A 21,617-nucleotide genomic window follows, 5' to 3' on the forward strand; every position below is an offset into this window, starting at 1 on the left:
TGATGAGATTCGCAACAGCCGTGTGCGCGATCGCGCTGACGGCCTGCACGCCGACCGCGACCGACCCGGTGTACAAGGGTTCCGTCCCGCCGCCGGTGTCGACGACGGACCTGGTGCAGGCGGTGGACGTGAAGGTGAAGGCCGCCCTGATGCCGCCGGAGACCTTCGACGACATCGGCGGCCGGTTCCAGTCGGACAAGCCGAAGCTCGCCGCCGAGCCCGCCGCCACCGAAGGCGATCTCAGCCGGGTGTGCGAGGGGGCGAAGGTCGGCTCCGGTGTCACGACCTCGCGCACTCGGGTGTGGACGGGGCCCGTGATCATCAACCAGATCGTGTTCGGGCTGGTGGGTGCCGATGCGCAGCACGTCCTCGGCAGGGTGCGGGACAAGGCTCGATCCTGCCGGACGTGGGTCGACGGGATCGGCAAGCCGGAGCGCGAGGTCAAGGCCGACGTCGAACTGCCTGAGCTCGAGGGCGTCGAAGGCTCGTACGCGTTCTGCTCCAGCTTCGCCGAGATCTCGCCACCCGTGTGGGGTTGTGAGGCCTTTCTCGTGCGCGGGGATCTCGTCGTCGGGCTCCGGGTCGTGTCCGGCGACGAGCCGAAGGCGAGGCAGGACCTGCCTGAGGCGGCGCGGCGCGCGGCGAGGACTCTGGCCGAGGTCGGCTGAGCGCTATAGGCAGCACGTAGAGCGTCTGGCACGATTCAGTAGACAGGCGCGATGGGCCCACTGTGATCTGACGGTGTCGAGCCCCGGCCGGTCACCTGGCCCAAGTAGGCTCGTCGCGAGACGAGACGCAGGAGAAACAGGGAGCGCAAGTGGCGGTCATCGAACAGGTCGGAGCACGCGAGATCCTGGACTCGCGCGGCAACCCCACCGTCGAGGTCGAGGTGGCGCTGGACGACGGCACGCTGGAGCGTGCGGCTGTTCCGTCGGGTGCTTCGACCGGTGAGCACGAGGCGGTGGAGCTGCGGGACGGCGACGCCAAGCGGTACCTGGGCAAGGGTGTCGAGCGCGCGGTCACGGCGGTGCTCGACGAGATCGGGCCCGAGCTGGTCGGCATCGAGGCCGTCGAGCAGCGCATCGTCGACCAGAAGCTCGTGGACCTGGACGGCACGCCGGACAAGGGGCGTCTCGGCGCCAACGCGATCCTCGGCGTGAGCCTCGCGGTCGCGAAGGCTGCGGCGACGAGTTCCGGTCTGGAGCTGTTCCGCTACATCGGTGGACCGAACGCGCACGTGCTGCCGGTGCCGATGCTGAACATCCTCAACGGTGGCTCGCACGCCGACACCGAGGTGGACATCCAGGAGTTCATGATCGCGCCGATCGGCGCGGAGACGTTCCGCGAGGGTCTGCGCTGGGGCACCGAGGTCTACCACGCCCTGAAGTCCGTGCTGAAGAGCAAGGGTCTCGCCACGGGTCTGGGTGACGAGGGTGGCTTCGCGCCGTCGCTGGGCAGCAACCGCGACGCGCTCGACCTCATCCTCGAGGCCATCGAGAAGGCCGGTTACCGGGCGGGCCGTGACATCGCGCTCGCGCTCGACGTGGCCGCCACGGAGTTCTTCTCCGACGGTGCCTACACGTTCGAGAAGAGCAAGCGGTCCGCCGAGCAGATGATCGGCTACTACTCCGAGCTCGTGCGCGACTACCCGATGGTGTCCATCGAGGACCCGCTGTCCGAGGACGACTGGGACGGCTGGGTCCAGATGACCGCCGAGCTGGGCGAGAAGGTCCAGATCGTCGGCGACGACCTGTTCGTCACGAACCCGGAGCGCCTGGAGGAGGGCATCTCCCGCCGCGCCGCCAACGCGCTGCTGGTGAAGGTCAACCAGATCGGCACCCTCAGCGAAACCCTCGACGCGGTCTCGCTGGCCACGTCGTACGGCTACAAGACGATGATGTCGCACCGCTCGGGCGAGACCGAGGACACGACCATCGCCGACCTCGCCGTCGCGACCGGTGCCGGCCAGATCAAGACCGGTGCGCCTGCCCGCGGTGAGCGCACCGCGAAGTACAACCAGCTCCTGCGCATCGAGGAGAGCCTCGGCGACGCGGCGCGTTACGCGGGCGAGCTCGCGTTCCCGCGCTACACGCCGGAGAGCTGAGAGGCTGTAAGGCATGGCCGAGCGCGCGCGTCGTCCCCGCCGCCCCCGCGAAGAGCGGGAGGCGAGGCCCGCACGCGCGCGCAAGCCACCCCGTCCCAAGGCGCCGTCGCGGCGCAGTGAGGGCACGGGTGGCGCGTTCGGAATGACCGGTACGCGGCGGGCCGCGATGTTCGCGATGGTGCTGTGCGCACTGGCGCTGAGCATCGCGGTCCCGTTGCGGACCTACCTCTCGCAGCGCGACGAGCTGCGCGACGTGGGCGCCGAGCAGCAGAAGCTGCGCGAGACGGTCGCCGCGCTGGAGAAGCGCAAGTCGGAACTGCAGGACCCGGCGTACGTGGAGATCGAGGCGCGCAAGCGGCTGCACTGGGTGCGGCCCGGCGAGACGCCCTACATCGTGCAACTGCCGGGTGACGAGGGTCGCAACACGGAGACGGAGAGGCCGTCGGGCAAGCAGGCGGCAGAAGGGTCCTGGTACGAGGAACTGTGGGAATCGGTGACGCACAAGTAAGTGCTGCTGACCTGGAAACGGTCGCTCAGCAGCTCGGCCGCACGCCGCGCGGGACACGTGCGATCGCCTCGCGGTGCCCCAGCGGGCACCCAAACGTCGTGCAGACGGCGCCGCGGCTGCCCGACGGGACGCCGTTCCCGACGCTGTACTACCTGACCTGCCCCAAGCTGAACTCCCTGGTCAGCACGCTCGAAGGCGGCGGGCTGATGAAGGAGCAGCAGGAGCGGCTGGCCACGGACGCGGACCTCGCGGCCGCCTACCAGCGCGCGCACGAGTCGTACCTCGCGGAACGCGACGCCATCGAGTCGCTGGGCACCCAGGTCACCGCCGGCGGCATGCCGGTCAGGGTCAAGTGCCTGCACGTGCACGTCGCACACGCGCTCGCGAAGGGCCCCGGGGTCAACCCCATGGGCGACGAGGCGCTGGCACTCTTGGGCGAGCAGGGCCTGTGGCCCGCAGGTGAATGTTCGGCGAGTTAACAGTCAACGGAACCGAACACACGCTTCACTCCGTCTTGGGTACACCTAGGCTTCGTAGTGGGGCAGGGTGGGACAGGGGGCGTTCGCCGTAACTGCAGGACGGCGAGCCGCGATGACGCACGAGAGGTGAGTATTCGTGGCAATGGCCAAACTGCGTGGTCCGTCGGCGTTGAGCCCTAGGCAAAAGGGCTTCGCCGTCGCCGCGCTGGCTGCGATGCTCGCCCCAGCGATGATCGTCGGCACCAAGCTCGTCGACTGGGTCAACCTCGCCAAGCACGATGACATCGCTGTCTCGTTAGGCCCCGCCGACGTGTTCGGCGCCCTGCACCGCGACCCGTCCGAACTGGGCGCGACCGGCCGGCTGCCGCTGTCCGACGAACTGAGCGCAGCGCTGCTCGCCGACCTGGAAGACGGCACCATCGACGAGGGAGACCTCGACGAGGGCGACCTCATCGACGACAGCACCCCCGGCGTGCACGACATCCCCGGTGTGATGGTCGACGCCTACCTCCGCGCCGCGGACAGGATGGGCGAGCTCGTCCCGGGCTGCAACCTCGACTGGTCGCTGCTCGCGGGCATCGGCAAGATCGAGTCCGAACACGCCAACAACGGTCGCGTCAACGGCGTCGGCGATGCCACGCCGAAGATCCTCGGCCCGGTCCTCAACGGCGCCATGGGCCTCGGGTTCGCCACGATCCGCGACACCGACGGCGGCCGGTTCGACGGCGACGCCTCCTGGGACCGCGCGGTCGGCCCGATGCAGTTCATGCCCCAGACGTGGGCGAGCTTCGCCGGCGACCTGAACGACGACGGCGCCAGCAACCCGCAGAACATCTACGACGCCGCGTTGGGCGCCGGCCGCTACCTCTGTTCCGGCGGCTACGACCTGAGCAAGCAGCAGGACCGCGCGAGGGCCGTCTTCCGCTACAACAACGACGACACGTACGTCGCGAACGTCCTCAAGTGGGCCAAGGTCTACAGCGAGAACATCGACGCGCTGCCCCTGCTGCCGGACAACGGCAACAACCAGCAGAGCCCGCAGCCGGGCAACCCCAGCACGGGCAACCCGCCGACCAACGGCAACAACCCCGGCGACCCGACCCAGCCGACGACCACGACCACGACGACCACCACGACGACGACGCCGCCGAACTGCCCGACCACGACCACGGGCACGACCTCCAGCACCACGTCGTCGACCACCACCACGACACCGCCGCCGTCCTCGTGCACGACGACGACCACAACGACGCCGCCGACCACCACCACGACGACCACGACGACGACGACCACGACCACGGTGACCAACCCGCCGCAGACGGAGCCGTCGACTCCGCCGCAGCAGTCGTCGTCCGTGGGCAGCAGTGCCAACAGTTCGGTGCCGACGACGTCGCAGAGCTTGCTAACGAGTACGCCCAGCTAGCACGGCGTGTCGGGTTGGAACGAATCCAAGTCGTACTTCGTTCGGTGAGATTCGGGCAGAAACGTTGGAGTGAAGGGGAGTCCGTCTCCTAGCTTCGTCTGCATGCCGAAGCGCAACTCGAGCGTGGTGGGCCGTGAGTTCGGTCAGGGCGTCCGCGACGCCATCGAACAGAGCGGCATGACCCAACGCAGACTCGCCGAACTGTTGGACTGGCAGGAAGCCAAGATGTCCGACGCGGTGAACGGCAAGGGCGGCATCACCGAGGTCGAGCTGATCCGGCTGCTCTCCTACTGCCGCGTCCCCTACACGGAGGTCGACCGGTTGGTCGCGCTCTACCGGGAATCGCGCGAGAAGGGCTGGTTGCTGTTCCCGGAGGACGGAGTACCGGACCAGGTGCACTCGCTCATCACGCAGGAACGCCTCTCCAACAAGATCACCGTGTGGTCGATGAACCTCGTGCCCGGCCATCTCCAGATCGCCGGATACATGCGTGCGGCCTGCGAGAAGTCGGCCAGGATCAAGCCTCCGGACATCGACGATCTGATCCGGACGAAGCTCGATCGTCAGTCGATCCTGAGGCCTGGCAGGGAGTTCGTCTATTTCGTCCACGAGCAGGCGCTTCGGCTGCCTGTCGGTGGACCGGACGTGATGCGGTCCCAGCTCACCCACATCCAGGTGATGCTGGTGCGGCAGTACATCACCTTCCGGATCGTGCCGATCGCCATCGGCGCGCACTCGGGGATGTCCGGCTCGTTCACCCAGCTCAACTTCGACACGTTCGAGCCGGTTGTCTTCATCGAAAGCGAGAACTCCGGACTCTTCCTGGAGGACAGCCGATCGCTGGCCAGCTACGCCGAAGTGTTGAAACGGCTGGATCAGGACGCCTTGGATGCGGAACAATCCAGGAGGTTGATCAACAACCTGCTTGTCTGAGGAGGTGTGCCGCATGTCCCAGTGGCGTAAGAGCAGCTACAGCCCGTCGGCGAGCGACTGTGTCGAGGTCGGGCACGGCGTCGGCATCCGCGACAGCAAGGCCCCGGCCACCCACCTCCCCGTGTCGGAGCAGGCGTGGTCGGCGTTCCTCCACCTCGTGACGGCAGATCCCCGCTAGCCCCGCAGCATCTCCGCCACCAGGAACGCGAGCTCCATCGACTGCCGCGGGTTGAGGCGCGGGTCGCACGCCGTCAGGTACCGCTCGCCGAGGTCGGCCTCCGCGATGTCCTGCTCGCCGCCGAGGCACTCGGTGACGTCCTCCCCGGTCAGCTCCACGTGGAGGCCGCCGGGGTGGGTGCCGAGGGCGCGGTGCACCTCGAAGAACCCCGCCACCTCGTCGACGACCCGGTCGAACCTCCTGGTCTTGTGGCCGGTCGAGGACGTCTCGGTGTTGCCGTGCATCGGGTCGCACTGCCAGACGACCTGGTGCCCGGAGGCCGTCACCTTCTCGACGATGGGCGGCAGCACGTGCCTGATCCGGTCGTGGCCCATCCTGCTGATCAACGTCAGGCGGCCGGGTTCGCCGTGCGGGTCGAGGCGTTGCACGTACTCCACCGCCGACTCCGGGGTGGTGGCCGGGCCGATCTTCAGGCCGATCGGGTTGGCCAGCAGTGCGGCCAGGGCGATGTGGGCGCCGTCTGGTTGGCGGGTGCGTTCGCCCACCCAGAGGAAGTGGCCGGACAGGCCGTACACCCTGCCGCCGGCCATGCGGAGCAGGGCGCGTTCGTAGTCGAGCACCAGGGCTTCATGGCTCGCGTAGACGTCACGGGTGTAGTCGTTCGCGGCGCCGCACGCCTGCATGAAACGCAGGGCGCGGTCGACCTCGGCCACCAGGGCCGCGTACCGGCGGCCGGTGGGGGCGTCGCTCACGGGGACGGGGGAGTGGGCCAAGGCGCGCAACATGTTCATCGTGGCGGACGAGTTCGCGTGCGCCCGCACCATGCGTGCGGGATCGTGGCTCCGGTCGGCCGGTGACGCCGAGTTGACCATGTCGCCGCGGTAGGAGGGGTGGCCGGAGGAGTCCACTTCGGACGAACGGGGTTTGGCGTACTGGCCCGCCACCCGGCCCACCCGGACGACCGGGGTGCCCGCGCCGTACGCGAGCACGACCGCCATCTGCACCAGCGTCGTGAAGTTGGCGCGGATGTGCGCCTCCGTGTTGCCCGCGAAGGTCTCCGCGCAGTCGCCGCCCTGGAGCAGGAAGGCCTCGCCGCGCGCCACGGACGCCAGCCGTGTGCGCAGCTCGTCCACTTCGGACGCCAGCACCACCGGTGGCGCGGTGCTGAGCGCGGCCACGGCGTCGCGGCAGCCCGCCTCCGATCTCCAGACCGGCTGCTGGGCCGCCGGCAGGCTCAGCGCCTCCTCGACCTCGTGGCGGACGTCGAACGGCAGTGCGGAGACGGCTCGCACCTCACGCACGCGTGTCGGTGCGCAGGTGCTTTCCACGACGCTGTTCATCGGTCTCCCCGGGTTCCGACAAGCGAACAGAAATTTGAAGTGAACAACGAGGAAATGCACCTCGACTCCCCCGACCGAGCCTAGCGCGGAATCACGCGCAATGCTCACGGTTCTCACCGTGCATACTTTCCGTGGCGGACGTGAGGTCCGATCGGGTGATCCTTCGTGGTGGACTTCATTTTCCACAAAGGTGCATCCCGCAGTGTGTCAACGGTGTGCGTCGCAGCTGGACCGGCAATTACCGGAGAACCGCTGGACGAGCTGCCGGGCCTCGGCTACGTTCGAAGACGAGTCATGGGTACCGCACATCGCACTGGGGCGAATACGGTGAGCGGTACGACCAGCGGGGGTCTGATGAATTTGGAATACGAATTGTTCGCGCACGCCATTGGCGGCGCGAGCGCGGTGCGACTTGCCCGCGATCTGGACGTGATCAGCAGGGAAGAGCTGGAGGAGCTGAGGGACCACAACCTCGCGGCGATGGTGCGAGCCGTCCGCGAGACGCCCGCGGTGAGCAGGCGATGGCCGTCGCTCGCCGACGGTGCGGGTGTCGCCGGCATCGCCGCACTGCCTCTGCTCACCCCTGCTGAGCTGGCCGAACGCTGCCCGCCGCACTCGGACGACTTCCTGCTGCGCGGTGGCCTGCCGGGAATGGTGCTGCGCTCCAGCGGCACGTCGGGACGCAACAAGGTCGTGTACCACTCGTGGGAGTCGAACGAGGTCGTCGACCTGCTCGGTGCCCGCGGCGTGCGGGCGGTGCTGGGAAAGACGCCGGAACGCATTGCGAACTGCCTGTTCCCGGCGGAGCTCAACGGCGCATTCATCTTCGTGCACGATTTGAGCAAACATCTGCCCACGCTGACGTTTCCGCTGGGCAGCACGATGCCGTTCCACGAGATCACCGCGGCCATCGGTGACCACGGGATCGACACGCTGGTCGCGGGGCCGGCGTTCGCCACCGAACTGATCACCACCACCCCTGCCGACCAGCTGCGATCGCTCGAGAACCTGCTCTACCTCGGCGAGGCGATGGGCCGGGCGAGACTGGACGCGGTGCACGCCGTGCTGCCGGGGCTGAACGTCCGCTCGCTCGCCTACTCGACGACCGAGACCGGGCCGATCGGCTACCAGTGCGCCCACCTGAGCGGAGCGACCCACCACGTGCACGAGGACGCGGTGCTGGTCGAGATCGTCGACAGCGAGACCGGCGAGCACGTTCCCGCTGGTCAAGCCGGTGAGATCGTGGTGACGCCGCTCGCCGACACGGGCATGGCGCTGCTGCGCTACCGCATCGGCGACCGCGGGTACTTCACCACCGAACCGTGCGGGTGCGGCAGTCCGGCACGGCTGCTGACGTTGCTCGGGCGGACCGCGCAGTCCATGAACGTGGACAACTGGACGATCTCGTCCGACCAGCTCATCGGGGCTCTGGAGGTCCTCGGCATCACCGACGCCGAGGACGTGCAGCTCCAGTTCCTGTGGGAGTCGTCGAAGTACGAGGTGCGGCTGCTGCTGTCACCGCGCACGCCGCAAGGCCTGTCCACCGAACTGGTGCGAGAACACCTGCTGCCCGCCTACCAGCTGCGCAAAGTGCTGATAAGCCCGAGGTGTGCCGGATTCTCGGTCGAACGGGCGGAACTCGCGGAATTCGAGAGATCGGCACGGGGCAAGGTGCCGGTGTTGTTCCAGCGAATATGACCTGACCGCACGTTCTCCTGCAGAGGTTTGCCGTTTTTGTGCGGCGGGCCGGGTCCGGCATGGGCGAAAAGAGAAAACCACGTCGTGGAGGTGCATTGTGTCAACGGTCAATTCGGTCACCGGAGTCGACCGCCTCGAGGAGCTGCGCGCGGAACTCGACGCCATTGACGTTCGTCTGCTCGACACATTGCGCGACCGCATCGGAGTGTGCGTGCGCATTGCCGAGCACAAACTCGAGCACGGCGTGCCGATGATGCAGCCCCACCGGATTGGAATAGTCCAGGAGCGGGCCGCGGAGTACGGCGCCGAGCACGGCCTCAACCAGGATTTCCTGCACCGGCTGTACGAGCTCATCATCACCGAGACCTGCCGGGTCGAGGACGTGGTCATGGGCAACACACCGGCCGAATAGCAGTCGAGGAGCGGCGCCCGCGATGCGAACGATCCTGATCGACAACTACGACTCGTTCACCTACAACCTCCACCAGCTGCTGGGCGAGGTCAACGGGGAGCCACCCGTCGTCGTGCGCAACGACGTCGAGTGGTCCGACCTGCGCCTCACCGAGTTCGACGCCGTCGTGATCTCGCCGGGGCCCGGCCGTCCCGACCGGGAGCGCGACTTCGGGGTGAGCGCCCGCGCGATCCTCGACGGAGGACTGCCGGTGCTCGGGGTCTGCCTGGGGCACCAGGGGATCGCGCACCTGTTCGGTGGTGAGGTCGGCTACGCGCCGGAGCCCATGCACGGCCGCATCTCGCCGGTGCTGCACGACGGCGTCGACATCCTGCGCGGTCTGCCGAGCCCGTTCGACGTGGTGCGCTACCACTCGCTGACGGTCACCGCGCTGCCCGGCGAGCTGGAGCCGATCGCCTGGACCCCGGACGGGATCCTGATGGCCGTCCGGCACCGCACGCGGCCCGTCTGGGGCGTGCAGTTCCACCCGGAGTCGATCAGCAGCGAGTACGGCCGTGAACTGCTCGCGAACTTCCGCGACCTGGTGATGGGCGAACGCGCTGTGGCCGCCGACCCGTACGTGCCCGCGCCACGCCGCCGGCCGGAACCGACCGGCGGACTGCCGGTGCACGTCCGGCAGGTACTGGCGCTGCCGGACGCGGAGGCGGTGTACCGCGAGTTCTTCGCCGGCGGGCAGCACGGGTTCTGGCTCGACAGCAGCGCGGTGATCGACGGCGTGTCCCGCTTCTCGTTCCTGGGCGGCGGGTCCGGCCCGCTGGCCGAGCACGTCACCTACCGGGTGGCCGACGGCGTGGTCGAGGTGCGGCGCGCCGACGGCTCGGTCTCGTTGGTGCGCCAGCCCTTCTTCGACTACCTCGACGAACAGCTGCGGCTGCGTTCGACCAGCACGCCCGGCCTGCCGTTCGACTTCAACCTCGGTTACGTCGGCTACCTCGGGTACGAGCTGAAGGCCGAGACCGGTGGCGCGCCCGCACATTCCGCGGGCACGCCGGACGCGTCGCTGCTGTTCTGCGACCGCGCGGTCGTCCTGGACCACCGGACCGGCACGACCTACGTGCTGGCGCTGGGCGAGGAGAACCGCGACTGGCTGGAGGAGACGGCCCAGCGGGTGGAGCTGTTGCCCGCGCCGGAACCCGCGGACGCGGCGGTGCTGCTGGAGTCGGGCCCGGTGCCGTTCGACCGGCGCCACGACGAGCAGGCCTACCTCGAGCGCATCGACGCGTGCCTGGAGGAGATCCGCAACGGCGAGTCGTACGAGATCTGCCTGACCAACGAGGTCACCGTGCACGCGCGGGTCGATCCGCTGCACACCTACCTGCACCTGCGCCGGATCAGCCCGGTGCCGTACGCCGCGTTGCTGGACTTCCCCGGTGTCGCGGTGCTCTGCGCGTCGCCGGAGCGGTTCCTGAGCATCGGGGCCGACCGGGTGGCGGAGTCGAAGCCGATCAAGGGCACCCGCCCGCGCGGCGCGACCCCCGCCCAGGACGAGGCGCTGCGGCTCGACCTGCTCAGCCGGGAGAAGGACCGCGCGGAGAACCTGATGATCGTCGACCTGGTCCGCAACGACCTGAACGTGGTCTGCGAGGTCGGGTCGGTGCACGCGCCGAATCTCTTCGCGGTGGAGACGTACGCGCCGGTGCACCAGCTGGTGTCGACGATCCGCGGCACGCTGCTGCCGGACCGGTCGGCGGTCGACTGCGTGCGCGCGGCGTTCCCCGGCGGCTCGATGACCGGCGCGCCCAAGGTGCGCACGATGGAGATCATCGACCGGCTGGAGGAAGGGCCGCGGGGCGTGTACTCCGGGTCGCTCGGCTGGTTCTCGCTGTCCGGCGCCGCCGACCTGAACATCGTGATCCGCACGCTGGTCGTCACGGACGACCACGTGACGTTCGGTGTGGGCGGTGCGATCGTCTCGCTGTCGGACCGGGCGGAGGAGTTCGAGGAGACCGTCGTCAAGTCCCGCGCGATGCTCACCGCCGTCGCCGCGACCGCGGCCCAGCTCGTGGGTGAGGACCGGTGAGGTACGCGGTCATCGGTGGCTCCGGCGCGGTGGGTTCGCTCTTCGCCGAGCGGCTGCGCGAGTCCGGTGAGGTCGAGGTGCTGGACCTGGCCACGGGTTTCGACGCCACCGCACCGGATCGGGAACTGGACGCCGACGTCGTGGTGGTCGCGTTGCCGGAACAGGTGGCGCTCGACGCGGTGAAGGCGTTGTCCCTCAAGCCCGGCACGCTGCTCGTGGACACGCTCTCGGTGAAGTCCGGCGTGGTGGAGGCCGTCCGCGCGACCGGACTCGAAGCGGTGAGCGTCAACCCGATGTTCGCGCCGTCGTTGCCGGTCCGGGGTCGCCCGATCGCCGCGGTGGTGGTGCGCGACGGCCCACGGGCGAGGGACTTCCTGCGACTGCTGGGTTCCTGGGGCGCGCGGGTCGTCGAGGTCACGGCACCCGAGCACGACCGCCTGACGGCCGCCTCCCAGGCGCTGACGCACGCGGCGGTGCTCGGGTTCGGTCTCGGGCTCGCCGAACTGGACGTCGACGCCGCCGCACTGACCGCCGTCGCCCCGCCACCGCACCGGACCCTGCTGGCGTTGCTGGCACGGATCGCGGGCGGCACGCCGGAGGTCTACTGGGACGTCCAGGCGGCGAACCCCCATGCGCCCCGGGCACGTACCGCGCTGGCGAACGGGATGCGCAGGGTCGCCGACGTGGTCGAGAACGGCGACGAGACGGCCTTCGCGGACCTGCTGGACGAGCTGCGCGGCTTCCTCGGCGACGGGCTCCCGCACCACCGCGCGCTCTGCGAGCGGATCTTCGAGGGGATGGAGGAGAAATGACGCAGGTGCAGCGACCCGCCAACTGGGTGGAGTCCCGGGTCGGCAAGACGTCCGACTCGCTCGACCGCGCGTTCGACGAAGGCCTGACCGGGCACGTGATCGTCGGCCGCGAGGGCAAACGCGTGCAGCTCCAGGACGGCGGCGACGCCGTGGAGTTCGTCTCCTGCTCGTACCTCGGGCTGGAGGAGCACCCGGACCTCGTCGCGGCCGCGACGGAGGCGCTGCAGCGCTTCGGCGCCCACTTCTCCTCGTCGCGCAACCGGATGCGGCCGCACTACCTCGGTGAGCTGGAAGAGCTGCTCGGCGCGGTCTACCAGGGGAACCGGCCGGTCGCCTTCACCTCGGTCGGCACCGTCCACCTGGGACTGCTGCCGCTGCTGGGAACCGGTGTGCTGCCGAGCTACCCGGTGGCCGACGCGGGTGCGCTGTTCCTGGTGGAGAAGACCGCCCACGCGTCCATGCAGATCCTGCGCGGCCTGCTGGAGCAGATCGGCCCGGTCCGCCGGTTCGACCTGCAGGACCCGGAGTCGCTCGCCACCGCGCTGAAGACCCGCGAGGGCCGCACGCCGATCGTGCTGGTCGACGGTGTCGGATCGATGGGCGGCCTGATCGACGTCACCGGGATCCTCGCGGCGCTGGAACCGCACGGCGGCCATCTCTACGTCGACGACGCGCACGGCATCTCGATCGCCGGTGAACGCGGCGCGGGCTACGCGTTCGAGGTCCTCGGCGACCGCCTGCCGCCGCGCGTGGTCATCGCCGGCTCGCTATCCAAGGCGTTCGGCGGTTCCGGCGGCTTCGCCCTGGTGCCCACCGAAGCGGACGTGCTGAAGCTGCGGAAGTTCGCGAACCCGCTGGTGTTCGGGCACTCCATCATGCTGCCGATGCTGGCCGCCAACGTCGCCGCGGCGAAGCTGCACCTGACCGGCGAGGTCGCCGCACTGCAGAAGCGGTTGTGGCACAACACCGACCAGTTCGACGAGCTGACCGGCGGGCAGCTGGTCAACGCGGGCCTGCGCTCACCCGTGCGCGGAGCCCTGTACCCGACCGAGGACGAGGCGTTCGACGTCGCCCGGCGGCTGAAGGAAGCCGGGTTGCTGATCCTGCCCGCGTTCTTCCCCACCGTGGCCAGGGGCACCGGCCTGATCCGGTTCGCCCTGTCGTCACTGCACGAGCAGGCACATCTCGAAAGCGCGGCACAGGTCCTGGGACTGACCGCACCTACCGGAGGGCGTGAAAACCGTTGAGCACCAATGAAACCGTCAACACCGGCACCAGGGTGTTCGACGTCGTCGTCGTAGGCAACGGTGCTCTGGGCTCGTCCGTCGCCCTGACACTGGCCCGGCGCGGGCAGAAGGTCGCGCTGCTCGGGCAGCCGCACCGCCCGTACGCCGCCTCGACCGCGGCGGGCGCGATGCTGGGCTGCTTCGGTGAGGTCACCACCACGCTGGTGGCGAGCGACGAGGGCCGTTCCAAGCTGGAGCTCGACATCGCGGCCACCGCGCTGTGGCCGGAGTGGTCGGCGGAGCTCGCCGCCGAGACCGACGGCGTGGACGTGCGGACCGCGAACGGCACCGTCGTCATGCTCAACACCATCGGCGTGCCGGGCATCGACGACGCGAACTTCGAGGCCATCCGCGCCGAGATGCGCCGCTACGACGCGCCGTTCGAGGACGTCGACCCCGCGGACGTCGAGTGGCTCGACCCGCACCCGAGCTCACGGCCGTTGCGCGCCTTCTACATCCCCGGCGAGCACGCGGTCGACTCGCACGCGCTGCTCCTGCAGCTGCAGAACGCGTTCCTCAAGGCCGGCGGCACGGTCATCCCCGAGCTCGCCTCCCGCGTCGAGTACGCGAGCGGCAAGGTCGAGGGCGTCGTGCTGGAGTCCGGCACCCGGCTGAGCGCGCCCGACGTGGTGCTGGCCGCGGGCGCCAAGTCCCAGGACCTGCTCGACACCGTGCCGGACGTGGCGCCGCGGGTACCGCGCCTGGTCTCGGGCTACGGCGTGTCGGTGCTGGTCAAGACCGAGGACGGCACCTCGCCGGACAGCGTGATCCGCACGCCGAACAGGGCGTTCGCGTGCGGCCTGCACGTCGTGCCGCGCAGCCAGGGCAAGGTCTACGTGGGCGCGACGAACATCATCTCGCCGGACCCCGTCGACACCCCGGTCATGCGGGACGTGCTGTTCCTGCTCGACTGCGTGAACAAGCAGGTCCGCCGCAACCTCTGGGACAGCGGGATCGACAAGATCCAGGTCGGCAACCGGCCGGTCGCGCTCGACGGGTTCCCCCTGCTGGGCGAGGCGGAGCTCGACGGCCTGTGGATGATGACCGGCACCTACCGCGACGGTCTGCACCTGTCGCCGTTGCTGGCCGGTGAGATGACGGCCCGCATCCTCGGTGAGAAGCCCGCGCACGACCTGGACGTGTTCCAGCCCGTGCGTTCGCCCATCCAGACCGCCACCCGCCAGGAGACGGTGGAGACCGCGGTGACGCACATGCTGGCGACCGGTTACGAGTACAACTGGCAGGTGCCGGTCGACTGGCCGGTGATCATCGAGAAGAACCTGACGGCGTCCTACCAGCGGTGGGCCGACGAGCTCGACCCGCAGTTCACGCCGCCGCCCGAGCTGCTCGCCTCGTCGCGCATCCACCCGAGCCTGGTGAAGGCGCTGCGCGACTACTACGCCGCCAGCCGCACGGCGTCGGGGAGCTGATGACGTCCCGGCCGCTGGCCCACGCGCTGGCCGACGCGGAACGGAAGCTGACCGCGGCCGGCGTGTGGGCGCCGCGATCGGACGCCGAGGTGCTCGCGGCACACGTGCTCGGCGTGCTCGAACCCGACGCCGAGCTGGACGCGGTGCAGGCAGCGGAGCTGGACCGGCTGGTGGCACGGCGAGCCGAACGGATCCCGCTCGCCTACGTCACCGGCTGGGCCGAGCTCGGCGGGGTGCGGGTGGCCGTCGGGCCGGGGGTGTTCGTGCCCCGCCCGCACACGGAACCGTTGCTGGCGTGGGGACTCGAACGTCTGCGCGGGGTCTCCGATCCCGTGGTCGTCGACCTCTGCACGGGTTCCGGCGCGCTGGCACTGGCCATCGCGCACGCCCGGCCGGACGCGACCGTGCACGCCGTCGAACTCTCCGACGTGGCGCTGGACTTCGCGCTCCGCAACGCGAAGCAGCGGGCGGAGGCGGGGGACACGGCCATCCGGCTGGTGCGGGGAGACGTCACCGACCCGGAGTTGTTCCACGACCTGCACGGCGCCGTCGACCTCGTGGTCGCCAACCCGCCGTTCGTGCCGATGGACGTGGACATGCTGCCGGAGTGGAGCGAGCACCAGCCGCTGATGGCGATGTACGCCGGTTCGGACGGCACGTTCGTCCTGCGGCACGTCATCGCGCTGGCCGCCCGGCTGGCACGGCCCGGCGGCGGGTTCGCCGTCGAGCACGGCGACCCGCAGGTGGACGTCGTCGCCGCGCTGATGCGCGACACCGGCGTCCTCACCGGCATCACCAACCACCCGGACCACCACGGTGATCCCCGTTTCACCACCGCGCACAGGAGAATCTGAGTGTCCACATCTGACACACCCGGTGTCTCGCGCCGGGACGTGTTCCGCAGGGGCGGCCAGGTCGCCGCCGGAGCGGGCGCGATCTGGCTCACCGCGGGCACCGCCACCGCCGCACCGCACCACGAGACCGGCACGAAGCTGGTCGAGCTGCGCGAGTCGACGAGTCCGCGGGTGCACGTGTCGCCGGACGGCAGGACCATCGCGTTCGACGCGCTCAACTCGTTGTGGCTGGTGCCGATCGGCGGCGGCAGGGCGCGCAGGCTCACCGACGACGTGCAGGACTCGACGCAGCCGAACTGGGCGCCCGACGGCAGGTCGCTGGTGTTCCAGTCGTTCCGCGAGGGCACGTACGACCTGTGGACGATCAACGCCGACGGCACCGGCCTGCGCCGGCTCACCGACGGTCCCGGCTACGACCAGGAGCCCGCGTTCTCCCCGGACGGCAGGCTGGTCGCGTTCGCCTCCGACCGCGGCTCCGCAAGTCACGTCTGGCTGCTGGAGATCGCGACCGGCGTGCTGCGGGTGCTGACCGAGGGCGACAAGAAGCACGCCCAGCCGTCGTGGTCACCCGACGGACGCAAGGTCGTCTACGTCGTCAACGACACGACGGTCGAGTCCACCGACATCGCCACGGGCGCACGTGCCGAAGTGCGGAAGTCCGATGCCGACACGGTGTTCGGGCCTGCCTACGCACCCGACGGCAGGCTCGGGTACGTCGAGGCCCGCGGCTCCAGGACCGCCGTGGTGGTCGACGGCGCGGTGGTCGCGGACGGCGAGGACGTGGCGCCGTTCGGGCCGAACTGGCTGTCCGCCGAGGAGATCGTGTACGCGACGAACGGCGGGATCCGCCGCCGCGTGCTCGGCGGCGCGGTGAGCGACATCCCGTTCGTCGTCGCGGCACCGGTGCTGCGGCAGCGGAACTACCAGCGCAGGCTGCGCGACTTCGCCCCCTCGACGCCCCAGCAGGTCAAGGGCATCGCCGGGCCGGTGCTCTCCCCGGACGGCCGGACCATCGTGTTCCGCGCGCTGAACTCGTTGTGGCTCCTGCCGGTCGAGGGCGGCAAGGCCCGCCGGATCACCGACGACGCGTACTTCGACAGCGACCCGGACTGGTTCCCGGACGGCAAGTCCCTGGTGTACGTCAGCGACCGTGCCGGCACCGCGAACCTGTGGAACTACGACCTGGCCACCGGCGCCTCACGGCAGGTCACCTCCCTGCCCAACGCCCAGCTGACCCCGCGCGTCTCCCCGGACGGCCGCAGGATCGCCTACCAGGACGAGGCCGGCGCGACCTGGGTGTGGGAGGCGGGCGCGGTCACCAAGGTGCTGCCCGCGATGTACCAGCCCGGCAGGCCGGCGTGGTCGCCCGACAGCGGCACGATCGCGCTCGCCGCGGTGAGGCCGTACTCGCGTCGCAGCACGTCCGGCCACAACCAGGTCCTCACCGCGCACCTGGCGTCCGGCACCGTGACCTACCAGCCGATCGCGCCGGAACGCTCGATCGCCACCCGCGGCGACGATGGTCCGGTGTGGACGGACGGCTGGCTCGTCGTGGTCGCGGAGAGCCTGCTGTGGAAGGTGCCCGTCGACGCGGCGGGCCGGATCACCGGCAAACCGGTGCGCCTGAGCGACGAGGTCACCGACTCGGTGTCGGTCAGCGGCGACCGGGTGCTGTACCTCTCCAACGGCAGGCTGCGGCTCGCCGGCCTGAACGGCGGCCCGGCGCGGACGATCCCGCTCGACCTGACGTGGAAGGCCAAGCGGTCCGCCGACCGGGTGGTCGTGCGCGCGGGCGCGTTGTGGGACGGCAAGAGCACCGAGCTGCGCGAGAACGTCGACATCGTGCTCGAAGGCGACCGCATCGCCGCGATCCTGCCGCAGGGGAGGGCGAAGGGCCGGGTGGTCGACGCGTCGGCGTTGACGGTCATGCCCGGCATGATCGACGTGCACAACCACTGGCACCTTCGCGGCCGGCAGTGGGGCGACCGGCAGGGACGGGCGTGGCTCGCGTACGGCGTGACGACGAGCCGTTCCCCCGGCGACCCGGCCTACCAGATGGTGGAGACGCGGGAGGCGCTCGCGGCCGGAACCCAGGTGGGACCGAGGTTCTTCGGCACCGGCGAGGCGCTCGACGGCACCAGGGCCTACTACAACTTCATGCGCACGACCATGAACCGCGAGCAGCTGGAGCGCGAGCTCGACCGCGCCCAGGGCCTCGAGTACGACCTGCTCAAGTCGTACATGAGGATGCCGGTCGCACTGGAGCGGCGGATCGTGGAACGCGCGCACCGGCAGGGCGTTCCGGTCACCTCGCACTACCTCTACCCGGCGGCGATCACCGGTCTCGACGGGATGGAGCACACCGGCGGCGGCAACCGGCTCGGGTACTCGCGCACGCTGAGCTACGGCGCCGGCCGCACCTCGCAGGACTCGGTCGACCTGTTCGTCGCGAGCGGCATGTGGATGTCGTCCACGACGCTGTTCGCGAGCGAGCTGTTCCTGGAGGACCGGTCGCTGATCGAGGACGAGCGGACGAAGGTGCTGTTCCCCGACTGGGAGTACCAGCGGCTGCTGCAGAAGGCGGAGGACGCCGCCGCACCGTGGGCGGAGCTGTACCGGGCGTGGACCGCCGGTGACGTGGACGCGTTGCTGCGCGTGCATCGCGGCGGCGGACTCGTGGCGTGCGGCACCGACGCCGCGCTCGACGACATCGGGGTGAGCTACCACCAGAACCTGCGGGTGATGGTGAAGCACGGCTTCACCCCGTTCGAGGCGCTCACCACGGCCACCCGTGACGCGGCTCGGGTGCTCGGGCTCGCCGACCGGCTCGGCACCGTCGCCCCCGGTCTGCTCGCCGACCTCGTGTTCGTCGACGGCGACCCGTTGCGGGACATCGGCAGGGCCGCGGCGGTGCGGCAGGTCATGGTCGGCGGGATGATGCACACCGTGCCGGACCTCCTTGCGCCGTTCCGCGTCGCGCGACCCGCGGCGCTGAGCACGACGGAAGTCCGTCCGGACGCGCCGTCGGCAGCGCGGAACCCCGCGCACTACTGGCACCACTCGGAGTCGGCCGTGCACGGCTGCTGCCGGCAACGCTGATGCGCACGTACCGCGCCCTGCTGGCGCTGCCGGGCGCGGCGGCGTTCGTGACGGCGGGCTTCGTCGGCAGGCTCCCCATGGCCATGCGCACGCTGGGCTGCCTGCTGATGGTGTCCGCCCTCACCGGGTCGTACTCGCTGGCCGGTGGTGTCTCGGCGGTGTTCGGCATCGCGATGGCGGTCAGCGGCCCGTTCCTCGCCCGGCTGGCCGACCGGCACGGCCAGTCGCGGACGCTGGTCTGGTCGGCGCTCGCGCACGGGGCCGGTGTCGGCGTGCTCGTCGCGGCCGTCGTCTGGGGTGCGCCCGCGTGGACCTACTTCCCGGCGGCGGTCGTCGCCGGGCTCACGTCGATCCCGATGGGGTCGCTGGTCCGCGCGCGGTGGGCCGTGGTGGCGGGCGACCGGATCCAGGCGGCCTACGCGCTGGAAGCCGTGGTCGACGAGGTCATCTACATCCTCGGGCCGTTGCTCGTCGTCTGGTTGTCCGTGCAGCTCACGCCGGCCGCGGGCCTGCTCGGCGCGGTCGTGCTGGCCGTGGCCGGCGGACTCGCCCTGGCCGCACAACCGCGCACCGCGCCACCGTTCGCCGAAGCACGCGACGAACCGCGCACCGGTGTCATCCGGATCCACGGCATGAAGGTCCTCACCGCCGTCTACTTCGCCGCCGGTGGCCTGATCGGCGCGATCGACGTCGCGGCCGTGAAGTTCGCGGGCGAGCACCAGGACCCCGGTGCGGCCGGGTTGCTGCTCGCGTTGATGACGTTCGCGAGCATGGTCGCCGGGCTCACGTTCGGGCTTCTCCGCTGGCAGCTGGGGCTGTCCGGCCGGCTGCTGCTCACCGCGGCCGTGCTGGCCTGCGGCAGCGTGCCCGCGTTGTTCGCCGGGTCGGTCGGGACGATGTGCCTGGCCGTGTTGCTGCTCGGCGTGGGCATCTCGCCGTTGCTCGTCGTGGGCAGTGCGCTCGTCGAGTCCCTGGTGCCCCGGCGCGGCCTCACCGAGGGGTTCGCCGTCGTGGGCAGCGGTGTCACGCTCGGGATGGCGGCGGGCTCGGCCGCGGGGGGCGCGCTCGCGGACCTCGCGGGCAGCGCGGCGGCGTTCGGCCTGGCCACGGCCTGCGGTGTGCTCACGGTGGCCGTCTGCGCCGCCGGTCTTCGCTTTCTCACTCCCCGACCAGTCCCCGTTGCATAGGATCACAGCGTGTTGCGACCCGATCACCCGTTGACCACGGACCGCCTCGTCCTGCGTCCCTTCACCGAGTCCGACCTGGACGACCTGTACGCCTACCAGTCGCTGCCCGACGTCGCCCGCTACCTCTACTGGGACGCCCGCGAGCGCGACCAGGTCGCGGAGGCGCTGAAGAAGAAGGTGGAGCAGGACCACCTCGCCGCCGAGGGCGACTACCTCGTGCTGGCCGTGCACTGGCCGGAGGTGGGCAAGGTCATCGGCGAGGTCAACCTCAACTACCTGAGCGAGGAGAACCGGCAGGGCGAGACCGGCTTCATCTTCCACCCGGCCTACCAGGGCAAGGGGCTCGCCCGCGAGGCCACCGAGGTGATGTTGCGCCTCGGGTTCGCCGACCTGGGCCTGCACCGGATCATCGGGCGCTGCGACCCCCGCAACGACCCGTCGTGGCGGCTCATGGAGCGGCTCGGGTTCCGCCGCGAGGCGCACTTCGTGCAGAACGAGATCTTCAAGGGCGAGTGGGGCGACGAGTTCGTCTACGCGATGCTCGCGGACGAGTGGCGCGCGTCGCGTTCCGGCTGAGTGGGGCACCGGGGTCGCGACGCGTAGGTTTGACCGCTCCACCGAGACGAGGAGTGATCATGTCGCGCGTTGCGGCCATCGACTGCGGAACCAACTCGATCCGGCTGCTGATCGCCGACGTGACCAAGCGCGACGACGGCACGGCGTGGCTGCGGGACGTCCACCGCGAGATGAAGATCGTCCGGCTCGGGCAGGGCGTGGACGCGACCGGGCGCCTGCACCCCGACGCGATCGAGCGCACTCGGCAAGCCCTCCTCGACTACGCGCGCACGATGCAACGCAAGGGCGTGGAGACCGCGCGGATGGTCGCGACGAGCGCGACGCGAGACGCGCGCAACCGCGACGAGTTCTTCAGCATGACCGAGCAGATCCTCGGCGCGCCCGCGGAGGTGATCACCGGGGACGAGGAGGCGAGGCTGTCCTACCTCGGCGCGGTGGCCGACCTCGACCCGGACGAGGGACCGTTCCTCGTCACCGATCTGGGTGGTGGCAGCACCGAGTTCGTCCTCGGCACGGGCTCGGACGTGGAGGCCGCGAGGTCGATGGACATCGGCTGCGTGCGGCTCACGGAGCGGTTCATCAAGTCCGATCCGCCCACCGGGGACGAAATCGCGCAGGCGGAAGCGTTTGCGCGTGCGGCGGTCAAAGAAGCATTCGAAGTCGTCCCAGTCGAGAAGACCAAGACGTGGATCGGCGTCGCCGGCACGGTTACGACATTGTCAGCCCTGGTCCAGGGGCTGGAGGTGTACAACAGCGACGATATTCACCTGAGTCGCATCACACTTGACAATGTTCGTGAAATCACCGACCGTATCCTCTCCATGACGCATGATGAGCGTGCCTCGCTGGGACCCATGCACCCCGGTCGAGTGGACGTGATCTGCGGTGGAGCAGTGGTACTGCGTGCGATTGCCGACGAACTGGAAAATCGCGCGGGAATTCGCACGCTCGTGTGCAGCGAGCACGACATCCTCGACGGCATCGCGTTTTCGCTGGTCTAGCGCCGAATTAAGGTGCGCTTGAGGTGATCGTGACGACTTTGTGACCGATTTCAGTGCGCGTACTGCTGGACGCCCCGGTTAACGTCCTCTCACGTTTTGGGAGGTGGACGAGACCTCCCGGGGAGGCGCGCGCACGCAATATCTGCGGAGCGGCGCCGGGGAAAGGCGGGAGAGACTGATGTCGCGATCACGGGTTGCGTGGGTGGTACTTCCCACC

The 21,617-nt window shown here is 69.9% G+C and carries 19 protein-coding genes; 18 read left to right on the top strand and 1 reads right to left on the bottom strand.

The features are described from left to right. Nucleotides 1-2 precede the first annotated feature (2 nt). From LX88_RS09020 to LX88_RS09050, 7 genes are all read left to right on the top strand, one after another. Nucleotides 3-668, top strand: coding sequence for a hypothetical protein (locus LX88_RS09020; protein WP_258947280.1), 666 nt, complete (start codon nucleotides 3-5; stop codon nucleotides 666-668). A 149-nt stretch (nucleotides 669-817) separates the two neighbouring features. After that, complete coding sequence (gene eno / locus LX88_RS09025; RefSeq protein WP_258947281.1) at nucleotides 818-2,104, top strand: phosphopyruvate hydratase; 1,287 nt, start codon at nucleotides 818-820, stop codon at nucleotides 2,102-2,104. A gap of 13 nt (nucleotides 2,105-2,117) precedes the next feature. After that, complete coding sequence (locus LX88_RS09030) at nucleotides 2,118-2,612, top strand: FtsB family cell division protein (RefSeq protein ID WP_245816708.1); 495 nt, start codon at nucleotides 2,118-2,120, stop codon at nucleotides 2,610-2,612. Beyond that, on the top strand, nucleotides 2,594-3,091 hold the full coding sequence (locus LX88_RS09035) for a DUF501 domain-containing protein (RefSeq protein ID WP_090065825.1): 498 nt from the start codon (nucleotides 2,594-2,596) through the stop codon (nucleotides 3,089-3,091). The genes LX88_RS09030 and LX88_RS09035 overlap by 19 nt, the downstream gene beginning before the upstream one ends. Before the next feature lie 142 nt (nucleotides 3,092-3,233). Further along, nucleotides 3,234-4,514, top strand: coding sequence for a lytic transglycosylase domain-containing protein (locus LX88_RS09040; RefSeq protein WP_258947653.1), 1,281 nt, complete (start codon nucleotides 3,234-3,236; stop codon nucleotides 4,512-4,514). Between the two features lie 102 nt (nucleotides 4,515-4,616). Then, nucleotides 4,617-5,447, top strand: coding sequence for a helix-turn-helix domain-containing protein (locus tag LX88_RS09045; protein ID WP_258947282.1), 831 nt, complete (start codon nucleotides 4,617-4,619; stop codon nucleotides 5,445-5,447). A gap of 13 nt (nucleotides 5,448-5,460) precedes the next feature. After that, nucleotides 5,461-5,625 carry a DUF397 domain-containing protein gene (locus LX88_RS09050; RefSeq protein WP_258947283.1) on the top strand — a complete coding sequence of 55 codons (165 nt, stop codon included), beginning with the start codon at nucleotides 5,461-5,463 and terminating at the stop codon, nucleotides 5,623-5,625. On the opposite strand, the gene LX88_RS09055 is transcribed toward LX88_RS09050, so the two are convergent. Beyond that, a complete protein-coding gene (locus LX88_RS09055) occupies nucleotides 5,622-6,965 on the bottom strand; it encodes a 3-deoxy-7-phosphoheptulonate synthase class II (RefSeq protein WP_258947284.1) in 1,344 nt (447 codons plus the stop codon). The two genes, LX88_RS09050 and LX88_RS09055, sit on opposite strands and share 4 nt — an antisense overlap. Nucleotides 6,966-7,319: 354 nt before the next feature. On the opposite strand from LX88_RS09055, the gene LX88_RS09060 reads away from it, so the two are divergent. The 11 genes from LX88_RS09060 (at nucleotide 7,320) to LX88_RS09110 (ending at nucleotide 21,400) form a co-directional block, all read left to right on the top strand. Then, the gene (locus LX88_RS09060) at nucleotides 7,320-8,663 is read left to right on the top strand and encodes a phenylacetate--CoA ligase family protein (RefSeq protein WP_258947285.1); all 1,344 of its coding nucleotides are present in this window, start codon (nucleotides 7,320-7,322) and stop codon (nucleotides 8,661-8,663) included. Between the two features lie 97 nt (nucleotides 8,664-8,760). Beyond that, nucleotides 8,761-9,075, top strand: coding sequence for a chorismate mutase family protein (locus tag LX88_RS09065; RefSeq protein ID WP_258947286.1), 315 nt, complete (start codon nucleotides 8,761-8,763; stop codon nucleotides 9,073-9,075). A 22-nt stretch (nucleotides 9,076-9,097) separates the two neighbouring features. After that, nucleotides 9,098-11,155 carry an aminodeoxychorismate synthase component I gene (gene pabB, locus LX88_RS09070; RefSeq protein ID WP_258947287.1) on the top strand — a complete coding sequence of 686 codons (2,058 nt, stop codon included), beginning with the start codon at nucleotides 9,098-9,100 and terminating at the stop codon, nucleotides 11,153-11,155. Continuing rightward, entirely contained in the window at nucleotides 11,152-11,967 is an 816-nt protein-coding gene (locus LX88_RS44200; RefSeq protein ID WP_258947288.1) for a prephenate dehydrogenase dimerization domain-containing protein, read from the top strand. Before pabB ends, LX88_RS44200 begins: the two co-directional genes overlap by 4 nt. Continuing rightward, on the top strand, nucleotides 11,964-13,214 hold the full coding sequence (locus tag LX88_RS09080; RefSeq protein ID WP_258947289.1) for an aminotransferase class I/II-fold pyridoxal phosphate-dependent enzyme: 1,251 nt from the start codon (nucleotides 11,964-11,966) through the stop codon (nucleotides 13,212-13,214). Before LX88_RS44200 ends, LX88_RS09080 begins: the two co-directional genes overlap by 4 nt. Beyond that, entirely contained in the window at nucleotides 13,211-14,683 is a 1,473-nt protein-coding gene (locus LX88_RS09085) for an NAD(P)/FAD-dependent oxidoreductase (RefSeq protein WP_258947290.1), read from the top strand. The genes LX88_RS09080 and LX88_RS09085 overlap by 4 nt, the downstream gene beginning before the upstream one ends. Further along, on the top strand, nucleotides 14,683-15,537 hold the full coding sequence (locus LX88_RS09090) for a N5-glutamine methyltransferase family protein (protein ID WP_258947291.1): 855 nt from the start codon (nucleotides 14,683-14,685) through the stop codon (nucleotides 15,535-15,537). The genes LX88_RS09085 and LX88_RS09090 overlap by 1 nt, the downstream gene beginning before the upstream one ends. After that, nucleotides 15,538-18,636, top strand: a complete 3,099-nt coding sequence (locus LX88_RS09095) for an amidohydrolase family protein (RefSeq protein WP_258947292.1) — start codon at nucleotides 15,538-15,540, stop codon at nucleotides 18,634-18,636. After that, entirely contained in the window at nucleotides 18,636-19,823 is a 1,188-nt protein-coding gene (locus LX88_RS09100; RefSeq protein ID WP_258947293.1) for an MFS transporter, read from the top strand. The genes LX88_RS09095 and LX88_RS09100 overlap by 1 nt, the downstream gene beginning before the upstream one ends. A 9-nt stretch (nucleotides 19,824-19,832) precedes the next feature. Then, complete coding sequence (locus LX88_RS09105; protein WP_258947294.1) at nucleotides 19,833-20,399, top strand: GNAT family N-acetyltransferase; 567 nt, start codon at nucleotides 19,833-19,835, stop codon at nucleotides 20,397-20,399. A gap of 59 nt (nucleotides 20,400-20,458) precedes the next feature. Beyond that, a complete protein-coding gene (locus LX88_RS09110) occupies nucleotides 20,459-21,400 on the top strand; it encodes a Ppx/GppA phosphatase family protein (protein ID WP_258947295.1) in 942 nt (313 codons plus the stop codon). Nucleotides 21,401-21,617 lie beyond the last annotated feature (217 nt).

Origin of the sequence: Lentzea californiensis (assembly GCF_024648825.1) — a bacterium.
GTDB lineage: Bacteria > Actinomycetota > Actinomycetes > Mycobacteriales > Pseudonocardiaceae > Lentzea > Lentzea californiensis.